Genomic DNA, 11,621 nt, shown 5'->3' on the forward strand with positions numbered 1-11,621 from the left:
ACCGTGGTCCGAGGACGTATCCAGGCAGAACTCACGTCTCGACGGCCGCCGCGTCGGGAGCGCCGCCGACCGACCCGCCACCACACGACGGTCACCGCCGAGCCGACGGCTCCCGGACGGCGTCCCGTACCTGCTCCGGCGCGGCGGTCGCCGTCGGCGCCGGGCCACGGCGCCCGCGGTAGACCACGTACGGACGCCACAGGTACGCCAGCGGCGCCGACCAGACGTGCACCAGTCGGGTGAACGGCCACAGCGCCAGGAAGAGGAAACCGCCGATCGCGTGCAGTTGGTAGACCAGGGGAGCCCCGCTCATCAGGGTGGGGTCCGGCTGGAACCAGAAGATCCCACGGAACCAGACGGCGATCGTCTCCCGGTAGTCGTAGCCCCCACCGAGCAGGTTGATCCCAACCGTGGCGATCATGCCGAGCGCCACCATGGCGGCGAGCGCGGCGTAGAGCACCTTGTCCATCCGCGTGGTCACCCGACGAACCCGGCCGTTGACCATCCGCCGGATGATCAGCAGGACCAGGCCGGTCATCAGCATCAGGCCGGTCACCGTACCGCCCCAGACCGCGGTGAGGTGGTAGGCGTGCTCACTGATCCCGATCTTCTCGGTCACCGACGCGGGCACCAGCAGGCCCATGACGTGCCCACCGACGACCCCGAGAGCGCCGAGGTGGAACAGGGGCGAGCCGAGCCGCAGGAGGCGATTCTCCAACACCTGGCTGGTGTGCGTGGTCCAGCCGAACTGGTCGTGGCGCCACCGCCAGACATGGCCGGCGACGAAGACCACGAGGCACAGGTACGGCAGGACGGTCCAGACGAGGTTGGTCATCGCGATGCCTCCGACGGGGAGCAGGCGGGATAAGGGGCAAGCGCGGCGGCGTGCAGGTCCGGACCGTCGCCGAGAGAATCCAGGCCGACCGTCTCCACCGGCGGCCCGTCCACGGCGAGCGCCGCGATGGCGGCCCGGTCGGCGTCGGTCAGCGCCGGCAACACGGCGCAGACAACGTCCAGCAGCAGGCGGTAGGGGGTGCCGCAGTCGGTCAGGGCGGCGCGGAGCAGTTCGATGCCCTGCCGATGCTGCCGCAGGGGCGCCTCCCCCTCGCCCGGGCCGACCAAGGCGGCGTACTCGAGCACCACCGGCAGCAGGTCCGGCAGCTCCCCATCCGCGAGCCGCAGTCCGTGCGCCCGGTATCGCTGCTTGAGCACCAGCAGCGCCATGCCCCGCTTACGGGTGTCTCCGTGCAGGTAGTAGGTGAGGTACAGACCGGAGCGGCGGCGCAGGTCGAAGGTCTGTACGAAGTGCTGCTGTACGTCGATCAGGGGGTTGTTCAGCAGCCAGTCCAGGAATTCGTCGATCCGCTCCCGCGCCACCGGCGCCTCGATCCGCGCGGCGGCGCCGCGCAACTCGGCTCCGGCACCGAGTAGCTCGTCATCCGGGTAGGTGAGCAGCAGCGAGACCAGCTCGAAGATGCGGGCCCGGTCGGTCGCGGCGGTCATGCGCCGCCTCGCAGCGGGTTGATCGTGAAGCCACGCCGGCCGTCGGCACGCCGGGAGAAGAGTCCGGGCCGGCCGGGACGAACCTGCTCGCCCTCGACCAGGTGGAAGCTCTCCGCGGAGGCCTGCGTGGTCATTCCCGGGCCGCCCTCGCAGTCCAGCGCGCAGTCCTGGTTCGCGGTGGCCTGCGCTTCCAGCGCGGCGGCGTCCTTGCTGTACGCGGCCGGGATCACGTAGCGCTCGTCGTACTTGGCGATGGCCAACAACCGGTACATGGCCTCGACCTGGTCCGCGGTCATCCCGATTCCGTCGAGCAGATCGTCGGCGACGGTACCGTCCAGCGTGCGAGCGCGCATGTAGGAACGCATGGCCGCCAGCTTCATCAGGACTCCGGCGGTCGCCTCCACGTCACCAGCGGTGAAGAGCTCGGCCAGGTACTCCACCGGAATCCGCAGCTCCCGGATGGTGTGGAAGATATCGTCGGCGTCGGTGTCGTCCCGGCCGGCCTCCCCCACCGCGTCCAGCACCGGCGACAGCGGCGGGACGTACCAGACCATGGGTAGCGTCCGATACTCCGGGTGCAGCGGCAGCGCCACCTTGTATTCGCTGATCAGCCGCCACACCGGGGACCGTTCGGCGGCGTCCAGCCACTCCTGCGGCATGCCGGCGGCCCGGGCGGCCTCCTGTACGGCCGGGTCGGCCGGATCGAGGAAGACCGCACGCTGCGCCTCGAGCAGGTCGTGCTCGTCGGTCACCGAAGCGGCAGCGAGCACCGCGTCCTCGTCGTAGAACACGATGCCCAGGTAGCGCAGCCGACCCACGCAGGTTTCGGAGCAGATCGTCGGCTGCCCCGCCTCGATCCGCGGGAAGCACAGGGTGCACTTCTCCGCCTTACCGGTGCTGTGGTTGACGTACACCTTCTTGTACGGGCAGGCGGAGACGCACATCCGCCAGCCCCGGCAGCGGTCCTGGTCGACCAGGACGATGCCGTCCTCCTCCCGCTTGTACATCGCGCCGGAGGGGCAGGCCGACACACACGCCGGGTTGAGGCAGTGCTCGCAGATGCGCGGCAGGTGGAACAGGAATGTCTTCTCGAACTCGAACTTCACCCGCTCCGCGGCCTCCGGCGACATCCGGGCGAGGTTCGGGTCACCGGTGGCGTGCTCGTGGGCTCCGCCGAGGCTGTCCTCCCAGTTGGCCCCCCAGGTGAGGGCCATCGGCTCGCCGGTCAGCGCGGAGTGGGGCCGCTGCACCGGGGTGTCCTTGAGCCCGGCGGGGGCGTTGGCCAGGATGTCCTTGTCGAAGGCCGCCGGCTCGTAGTAGTCGTCGATCGAGGGCAGGTCCGGGTTGACGAACAGCCGGCTGAGCCGCTTGACCCGGCCGCCGGAGCGCAGCTTCAGCCGGCCCTTCTCGTCCAGCTGCCAGCCCCCGTGCCAGCGGTCCTGATCCTCGTAGTGCTTGGGGTAACCGATGCCCGGCTTGGTCTCGACGTTGTTGAACCAGACGTACTCGGTGCCGTCCCGGTTGGTCCAGGTCTGCTTGCAGGTTACGGAGCAGGTGTGACACCCGATGCACTTGTCCAGGTTCATCACCATGGCGACCTGCGCTCGGATCCTCATCAGTACTCCACCTCCTGGTCGCGGCGGCGGATCACCGTGATCTCGTCGCGTTGGCTGCCGATCGGGCCGTAGTAGTTGAAGGCGTAGGTGAGTTGGGCGTGTCCGCCGGCCAGGTGGGTGGGCTTGACCAGCAGCCGGGTCAACGAGTTGTGGTAACCACCCCGGCGACCGCTCTTCTCCGCCTTGGGCACGTTGATCGTCCGCTCCGGCGAGTGGTACTGGAACACCGTTCCCTCCGGCATCCGGTGACTGACCACCGCCCGGGCCACGATGACTCCGTTACGGTTGTGCGCCTCGACCCAGTCGTTGTCCCGAACGCCGACCTTGGCGGCGTCCGGCACACTCATCCAGATCACCGGCCCGCCTCGGGACAACGCCAGCATCAATTCGTTGTCGTGGTACATCGAGTGGATAGACCACTTCGCGTGCGGGGTCAGGAAGCGTACGGTGACGCCGCCGTCGACCAACTCACCCGGGGCACCGAAGTGCCGAGCCATGTTCAGCGGGGGCCGGAAGCCCGGCAACTGCTCGCCCAACTCCGCCACCCAGTCGTGCTCCACGAAGAAGTGCTGCCGACCGGTGATGGTGTGCCACGGCTTGAGCCGCTCCACGTTGAGGGTGAAGGGCGAGTAGCGCCGGCCGCCCTTCTCCGAGCCGGACCACTCCGGGCTGGTGAAGACCGGCTGGGGTGCCCGCTGGGTGTCCGCGTACGTGATCTGGTCGGTCTCGTGCCCGGCGATCAGATCGACGAACGGTTGCCCCGTCCGCTGCTCCAACGCCGCGAAACCGGCCGCGGCGACCCGACCGTTCGTGGTGCCCGACAGCGCCAGGATCGCCTCGCACATCCGGTCGGCGGTGGCCAGCGACGGCCGACCAGCGAACGGCCCGTCAGTGACGACCCCGTTTCGCTCCCGCAGGTACTCCACCTCCGCGGTCACGTCCACGGTGAGCGCCTTCGTGCTGGTGCCGAGCCGGTCGAGGAGCGGGCCGACGGCACGCATCTTCGCGCCGATCTGGGCGTAGTCCCGCTCGATCTCGATGAGCTTCGGCATGGTGGAGCCGGGGACCGGCTCGCACTCGCCGGCCTTCCAGTCCCGCACCCGCCCGCTGGGCATGGCCAGCTCGTCCGGGGTGTCGTGTTGCAGCGGCGCGGCCAGCACGTCCCGCCGCACCCCCAGGTGGTCGACGGCCAGCTCACTGAACCGGTCGGCGAGCGCCAGGAAGGTGTCGTAGTCGGAGTGGGCGTCGGCGGGTGGCTCCACCGCCGGGCTGAACGCGTGCACGAACGGGTGCATGTCCGTGGTGGAGATGTCGTGCTTCTCGTACCAGGTCGCGGTGGGCAGCACCACGTCGGCGTGCAGGCCGGTGTTGGTCATCCGGAAGTCGATCGCCGTGAGGAGGTCAAGCTTCCCGGTCGGTGCCTCATCTCGCCACACCAGGTCCCGGGGTCGGTGCTCCGGGTCGCACTCCGAGGCGCTGGCGGCCGAGTCGATTCCCAGCAGGTGGCGCAGAAAGTACTCGTTGCCCTTGCCGGAGGAGCCGAGCAGGTTCGCCCGCCACAGGGTGAGGCAGCGCGGGAAGTTCGCCGGGTCGTCCGGGTCCTCCGCCACCGACCGGAGCCGACCGGCCTTCAGCTCGGCGACGATGTGCTCCTGCACCGTCACCCCGGCCACCGCCGCCTCGTCGGTGAGGTCGAGGGGGTTGCGGTTGAACGACGGGTGGCCGGGGCTCCAGCCCATCCGCTGCGCGGCGGCGACGGTGTCGGCGAAGGCCATCCCCGCGAACCGGCCGGTGCCCAACGGGGAGGAGAGCTCATCGACCGGGACCCGCTCGTACCGCCACTGGTCGGTGTGCAGGTACCAGAACGGGGTGCTTGCCTGGTGCCGCATCGGCCGTTGCCAGTCGAGCCCGAAGGACATGTGCTGCTGGCCGGTGATCGGCCGGGCTTTCTCCTGCCCCACGTAGTGCGCCCAGCCACCACCGTTGACGCCCTGGCAGCCGGTCAGGGTGACCAGGGAGATGAGTGCCCGGTAGGTCATGTCGGAGTGGAACCACTGGTTCGCGCCGGCGCCCAGGACGATCAGCGACCGCCCCTTGCTGCGCTCGGCGTTGCGGGCGAACTCCCGGCCGATCCGGGCCGCCACCGCGGCCGGCACCCCGGTGATCCGCTCCTGCCAGGCCGGGGTGTTCGGCGAATCCGGGTCGTCGTAACCCGTCGGCCACTGCCCCGGCAGCTCGCCGCGGCGCACCCCGTACTGCGCCAGCACCAGGTCGTAGACCGAGGTGACCAGCTGCTCGCCGACCCGGATGGCCGGTACACCACGGCGGATGGTGGCCCCGCCCTCGGTCTCCCCGACGTCGAAGCGAGCCAACTCGACCTCGATCGCCTCGTCGCTCCGGTCGAGCAGCCCGAGCGCGGGAAGCACCTCGCCCAGGTCCAGGTTCCAGCGCCCCTGGCCGGCCTCGCCGTACCGGAAGCCCAGCGACCCGTTCGGCACGACCAACTCGCCGGTGCGCTCGTCAACCAGGACGGTCTTGTGCGCTCCGTCGGCCTGGCCCAGGTCCGCCGCGGTGAGGAACCGATCCGTGGTCCACCGGCCGTCCGCGGTGGGTCGCAGCGTGACCAGGAACGGCAGGTCGGTGTAGCGGCGAATGTAGTCGGCGAAGTAGTCGACCGTGCGGTCCCGGAAGAACTCGGTGAGTACGACGTGGCCCATCGCCATCGCCAGCGCGCCGTCGGTACCCGGGTGCGGGGCCAGCCAGTCGTCAGCGAACTTGACGTTGTCGGCGTAGTCCGGGCTGACCGCGACGACCTTCGTGCCCCGGTAGCGGGCCTCGGCCAGGAAGTGGGCGTCCGGCGTACGAGTGACCGGAATGTTCGAGCCCCACATCATCAGGTAGGTGGAGTTCCACCAGTCGCCGGCCTCAGGTACGTCGGTCTGGTCGCCCCAGATCTGCGGCGAGGCGATCGGCAGGTCGGCGTACCAGTCGTAGAAGCTCAGCAGGGTGCCGCCGAGCAGGGCGTGGTAACGGGTGCCGGCGGCGAAGGAGGCCATCGACATCGCCGGAATCGGTGAGAAGCCCACCACCCGGTCCGGGCCGTACGTCTTCGTGGTGTAGACGTGCGCGGCGGCAACCATCGTGGTCACCTCATCCCAGCTGGCGCGGACGAAGCCGCCACGTCCCCGCTGGGTCTTGTAGGCGCGCGCCTTGAGTGGGTTCTCCACGATGTCGGCCCAGGCAGACACCGGATCACCCAGGCGCGCGAGCCCGTCGCGGAACATCTCGGCCAGCACCCCGCGTACGTAGGGGTGGCGCACCCGGGAGGGCGAGTACTCGTACCAGGAGAAGGAGGCGCCGCGGGGACAGCCCCGCGGCTCGTAGTCCGGCGAGTCCGGGCCGGTTGTCGGGTAGTCGGTGGCCTGGTGTTCCCAGGTGATCAGGCCATCCTTGACGAAGACGTTCCACGAGCAGGAGCCGGTGCAGTTGACGCCGTGGGTGGAGCGCACCACCCGGTCGTAGCGCCATCGGTCGCGGTAGAACCGCTCCCAGTCGCCGTCGTCCACCTGGTGCAGCGTCCGGCCGTGGTCACCGACCGCCTCCCGGCGGAGGAAGCGCCGAGCAGCCAGCAACGGCGCCGCGCCGGGGACCTGGTCCGTCGCAGGATCATGAACTTCTGGCGGGCGGTGCGCTGACACGTGGGCACTCCTCCGGCGGCGAGCGACAACGCGAGGGGTTGTCGGCGGCACACGGCAGCGCGCCACGCATACCAGGGTTCGCGAAATCAACCGCCAGATCGGGAGGCCGCGGTCCCGACCCGTCGGGACCAAGGTCCCGGTCACCCCCCTATTCCACCGGGTGGGGTACGACCGACGGGACCTGCTGCCAGCCAGACGGGGGAGAAGGTCCCTACCCGCCGCTGATAAACGACAGCAGCCTTGGGTAGACAGTCGCGCCAGTGACGCTAGCGCCGACCTCCGTCTACCGCTGATCGAGGAATTGCCGTGTACGTCAAACCCGCTCCAGACGACCCGACGCCGGAAGAAGCGGCGGCCGGGCAGAACAGCCGTAACGATCGTGGGCGCACCCGGGTCCTAACCCTGTCTACCATCGGCTTCACCGTCATGTTCGCGGTGTGGCTCATGTTCGGCATCCTCGGCAAGCCGATCAGTGAGGAGTTCGGGCTCTCCGAGGTGCAGCTGTCCTGGATCATCGCCGCCGCCGTGCTGAACGGCTCGCTCTGGCGGCTCCCCGCCGGGATTGTGGCGGACCGGATCGGCGGACGCCGGGTAATGACCGCGATGCTCCTCGTGACCGCGGTCGCCTCATTCCTGGTATCCCTCGCCAACTCGTACGCGATGCTGTTGGTGCTGGCGTTCCTGGTCGGTTTCGCCGGTAACTCCTTCACCGCGGGTATCGCCTGGAACTCCGCCTGGCAGCCGCGGGAGAAGCAGGGTTTCGCGCTCGGCCTCTTCGGCGCCGGCAACGTCGGCGCCTCCGTCACCAAGTTCATCGGCCCGCCGCTGATCGCTGGGACCGCCGGTGCCACCTACCTCGGCGTCATCGAGGGCGGCTGGCGGCTGGTCCCCGTCGTCTACGCGGTGTTGCTGCTCGTCCTCGCGGCGGCTACCTGGTTCATCACCCCCCGCCGCGACCGGGTGCCGAGCAGCGGCACCCCGCTGCGGGCCCAGCTCGAACCGCTCAAGCGGCTGCGGGTGTGGCGGTTCAGCCTGTACTACGTGGCGGTGTTCGGTGCCTACGTGGCGCTCGCCGCGTGGCTGCCGACCTACTACATGAACAACTACGACGTGTCCCTGCAGACCGCGGCCTACCTGACCGCCCTGTACATCTTCCCCGCCTCGCTGCTCCGACCGGTCGGCGGATCGCTCTCCGACCGACTGGGTGCCCGCCGGGTGATGTACTGGACATTTGGTCTGATGCTGCTCAGTACGGGCATTCTGATGATGCCTCCGGGCCACATCGTCGTCAACCACCCCGACGGCACCCAGACCACCCACCTCGCCTACCAGCTCGGCATCGTGCCCTTCACCGTGCTGGTCGTACTGCTCGGCTGCGCCATGGGCGTCGGCAAGGCCGCGGTGTACAAGCACATCCCCGAGTACTTCCCCAGCCAGGTGGGAGCCGTCGGCGGGCTGGTCGGCATGCTCGGCGGCCTCGGCGGATTCTTCCTTCCCCCGCTCTTCGCCTACACCAAGACCTGGACCGGTCTCCCGTCGAGCACCTTCCTGGTCCTGTTCGTGCTCACCCTCATCTGCGCGATATGGATGCATCTCACCGTCGTGCGCATGCTGCACGGCGAGTCACCCCAGCTCGCCGACCACTTCGAAAAGCCCGACTTCACGAACCGATCGGCCGCGCCCGCTTCGGCGGCGACCCGTGCGCCCAAGGAGGCCCACGAATGAACACCACGAGTTCCACCCGGAGATCCGGGAACCGCGAGTGGCTGGAGTCCTGGAACCCGGAGGATGCGGACTCCTGGGACAAGGGCTTGGCGTGGCGGACTCTCTGGATCAGCACCTTCACGCTGACCCTCTGCTTCACCTCGTGGTTCCTCGCCTCGGCGATCGCCCCGAAGCTGACGAATCTCGGCTTCGACCTCAGCACCGCCCAGCTCTACTGGCTCACCGCCATGCCCGGCCTGGCCGGCGGTCTCATGCGCCTGATCTGGATGGTGCTGCCGCCGATCATGGGCACCCGCAAGATGGTCACCCTGACCACCGTGCTCCTACTCCTGCCCGTCCTGGGTTGGGGAATCTTCGTTCAGGACCCGACCACCCCGTTCTGGGTGCTGCTGTCGCTGTCGTTCCTCTCCGGTATCGGTGGCGGAGCGTTCTCCGGCTTCATGCCGAGCACCTCCTACTTCTTCCCCCGCCGACTCCAGGGCACCGCGCTGGGCGTCCAGGCCGGGATCGGCAACTTCGGCGTCTCGCTGGTTCAGCTGCTGACCCCGTGGGTCATCGGCTTCTCGCTGATCGGCTTCCTCGGCAGCTCCCGGCCGATGGCCACCTCGCCGGGCGAACCCGCCCGGGACGTCTGGTACCAGAACGCGGCGTACATCTACATCCCGTTCATCATCGTCGGTGCCGTGCTCGCCTGGACCATGCTGCGGTCGGTCCCGGTCAAGGCGAACATTCGGCAGCAGTTCGACATCTTCCGCAACGTCGACACGTGGTGGATGACGCTGCTCTACATCATGACCTTCGGCACCTTCGCCGGGCTGTCCGCCCAGTTCGGGCTGCTGATGAAGAACCTCTACGGTGCCGGCAACCCGGACATCGTGCAGGGCAGCGGGGCCGCCGCGCAGCTGCTCGTGGACGGCTACGCCGTACCCGACCCGGTCAAGTTCGTCTTCCTCGGCCCGCTGGTCGGCGCCGCGGCCCGCGTCGCCTTCTCGCCGCTGACTGACAAGTTCGGCGGTGCCCGGTGGACCCTGATCTCCGGAATCGGCCTCGTCGCATCCATCGCCTTCACCATCACCGCACTGCGACCCGACACCAGCTCGGCCGCGGCACTGGATGCCGGCTTCGACCGGTTCCTCTGGGGAATGCTCGCGATCTTCCTGTTCAGCGGGATCGGTAACGCCTCCACCTTCAAGCAGATGCCGATGATTTTCGAGCGCCGGCAGGCCGGTGGCGTCATCGGTTGGACCGCGGCGATCGCCGCCTTCGGCCCGTTCTTCTTCGGAATCGGCCTGACGATCATGTCCCCAACCGCGTTCTACCTCGTCGGGCTGGCATTCGCTGCCCTCTGCGTCGTCATCACCTGGCAGCGCTACGCGCGCCCGGGAGCGCCCAAGCCCAGCTGACCGTCCCGATTCCCGCTCCACCTGGGGCGCGGTCACAGCCGGGCTGACCTCGTTGGAACCGGCAACGAGGTCAGCCCGGTTTCTTTGTTCCCCACCGGTTGGCGCCCGGTGACCCGTTCCGGTCGGCCGGCCCGTGCCCCACCGTCGCGGTGTGATGCTGGCAGGGCTCAGCTCGCACCTCGGGACGTCCGGCGCCAGCGGATCTTCCAGGTGTTCTCCTGAGCGGCGGCAAAGGACGTCTCCGAAACCGCCAGGGCCGGCTCGGAGCCGCGACGGTCTCAGACCAGGGTGATCCAGTAGTCCCAGAAGCGGTGCAGGATCGCGGCGACGATGAACGCGAACCAGATGACGAGGACCAGGCTGTGGTAGAGGGCGACCTGTTCCGTCGCGCGCCGCAGCGCCCGCGGCAGTACGGTCGCGTTGTCGCGCAGGGTCTGCAGCGTGGTGTAGAGGAAGATCGGAATGGTGACCGCCCAGACCACCATGCAGTACGGGCAGAGCGCGCCGATCACGTAGAGGCTCTGGTAGATGAGCCAGTGCACAAAGACGACGCCGAAGCTGACGCCCCCCTGCAGGCCGAGCCACATCCACCGGGGGAGGCCTCCGGTGGCGAGCAGGACGACGCCGAGCGTGGTGACCACGGCGAACCCCGCGATGCCGAGCAGCGGATTGGGGAATCCGAAGACCGCGGCCTGCGGAGTGTTCATCACCGAGCCGCAGGACAGGATCGGGTTGATGCTGCAGGTGGGGACGTACCCGGGATCAGCCAGCAGGTTGATCTTCTCGACGGTGAGGGTGGCGGCGGCGAGCAGGCCGACGCCACCGCCGACGGTGAGGATCCAGGCGGTGACGACAGTCAGGAAGCGGCGCCCAGTGGCGGGGACGGCGACGGGTCGATCGGCGGTGGCGGTCGTCATCCGGCCAGGGCAGTGTCGATCATGGTGATCAGATCGTCCTTGCGCAGGTCGGAGAGGGACTCCCCGTTGAGGAAGAAGGTGGGGGTGCCCCGCACACCGACGGCTTCACCGTCGGTGCGGTCCTTCGCCACCCGGGCGGCGGTGGCGGGGTCGTCCAGGTCACGCTGGAAGCGGTCGATGTCCAGACCGAGGGTACGAGCGTAGTCGAGGAAGACCTCGGTCTGCGGCTCCTCCTGGCGGCTCCAGTCGTCCTGGTTCTCGAAGAGCAGCTGGTACATGTCGGCGAAGCGGTCCTGGTTGGCCGCGGACTCCGCGGCGCGGGCGGCGAGCTCGGCATTGGGGTGGCTGGAGATGGGGAAGTACCGCACCACGAAGGTGATCTTCCCCTCGTAGGCGGCGACGATCTCCTTGACCTTCGGGTACACCGACCCACATGCCCCGCACTCGAAGTCGAGGAACTCCACCAGGGTTACCCTGCCGTCGGGAGCGGAGGTCAGTCGGTGGCTGTCCTCGCGGACCAGCACCGCGCGTTCGACCGTGTCGCCGGTCGTCTCCACGCTGGGAATCGCGTCCCGACGGTTGAACGCCAGCACGCCGACCGCCACCAGAATCAACGCCACGACCGCGGCGAGGGTCAGCCGGATGTTCCTCGTCATATCTCCGTCTCCTGTCGGTCTATCCGATCCGCGGCGACCGCCCTGAGCAGGCGAAGCGCCGGACGCAAAGGTACCGGGCGCACCGCCACGGATCATTGTGATT

8 protein-coding genes are annotated in these 11,621 nt (G+C 68.8%); 2 read left to right on the top strand and 6 right to left on the bottom strand.

The features are described from left to right. Positions 1–91: 91 nt before the first annotated feature. Genes narI through SALPAC3_RS0113280 form a run of 4 tightly spaced genes read right to left on the bottom strand, consistent with a single transcriptional unit; the run spans position 92 to position 6,817 of the window. Positions 92–835 (bottom strand): respiratory nitrate reductase subunit gamma, encoded by a 744-nt coding sequence (gene narI / locus SALPAC3_RS0113265; protein ID WP_018221713.1) that lies wholly within the window; start codon positions 833–835, stop codon positions 92–94. Next, positions 832–1,503 carry a nitrate reductase molybdenum cofactor assembly chaperone gene (gene narJ, locus SALPAC3_RS0113270; RefSeq protein WP_018221714.1) on the bottom strand — a complete coding sequence of 224 codons (672 nt, stop codon included), beginning with the start codon at positions 1,501–1,503 and terminating at the stop codon, positions 832–834. The genes narI and narJ overlap by 4 nt, the downstream gene beginning before the upstream one ends. Continuing rightward, on the bottom strand, positions 1,500–3,119 hold the full coding sequence (gene narH / locus SALPAC3_RS0113275; protein WP_018221715.1) for a nitrate reductase subunit beta: 1,620 nt from the start codon (positions 3,117–3,119) through the stop codon (positions 1,500–1,502). The genes narJ and narH overlap by 4 nt, the downstream gene beginning before the upstream one ends. After that, positions 3,119–6,817: a nitrate reductase subunit alpha gene (locus SALPAC3_RS0113280; protein WP_033660559.1), complete on the bottom strand. Its 3,699-nt coding sequence runs from the start codon at positions 6,815–6,817 to the stop codon at positions 3,119–3,121. The genes narH and SALPAC3_RS0113280 overlap by 1 nt, the downstream gene beginning before the upstream one ends. A 306-nt stretch (positions 6,818–7,123) precedes the next feature. Between SALPAC3_RS0113280 and SALPAC3_RS0113285 the strand changes: the two genes are divergently transcribed. Together SALPAC3_RS0113285 and SALPAC3_RS0113290 are read left to right on the top strand one after the other, a co-directional pair. Beyond that, positions 7,124–8,542 (top strand): MFS transporter, encoded by a 1,419-nt coding sequence (locus tag SALPAC3_RS0113285; protein WP_018221717.1) that lies wholly within the window; start codon positions 7,124–7,126, stop codon positions 8,540–8,542. Beyond that, positions 8,539–9,945: an MFS transporter gene (locus SALPAC3_RS0113290; protein ID WP_018221718.1), complete on the top strand. Its 1,407-nt coding sequence runs from the start codon at positions 8,539–8,541 to the stop codon at positions 9,943–9,945. Before SALPAC3_RS0113285 ends, SALPAC3_RS0113290 begins: the two co-directional genes overlap by 4 nt. A 278-nt stretch (positions 9,946–10,223) precedes the next feature. On the opposite strand, the gene SALPAC3_RS0113295 is transcribed toward SALPAC3_RS0113290, so the two are convergent. Together SALPAC3_RS0113295 and SALPAC3_RS0113300 are read right to left on the bottom strand one after the other, a co-directional pair. After that, complete coding sequence (locus tag SALPAC3_RS0113295) at positions 10,224–10,862, bottom strand: vitamin K epoxide reductase family protein (RefSeq protein WP_018221719.1); 639 nt, start codon at positions 10,860–10,862, stop codon at positions 10,224–10,226. Further along, on the bottom strand, positions 10,859–11,518 hold the full coding sequence (locus SALPAC3_RS0113300) for a DsbA family protein (RefSeq protein WP_018221720.1): 660 nt from the start codon (positions 11,516–11,518) through the stop codon (positions 10,859–10,861). Before SALPAC3_RS0113300 ends, SALPAC3_RS0113295 begins: the two co-directional genes overlap by 4 nt. Positions 11,519–11,621: the final 103 nt, after the last annotated feature.

This window comes from Salinispora pacifica DSM 45544, from assembly GCF_000378845.1.
In the GTDB taxonomy this organism is placed as follows: Bacteria; Actinomycetota; Actinomycetes; order Mycobacteriales; family Micromonosporaceae; genus Micromonospora; species Micromonospora pacifica.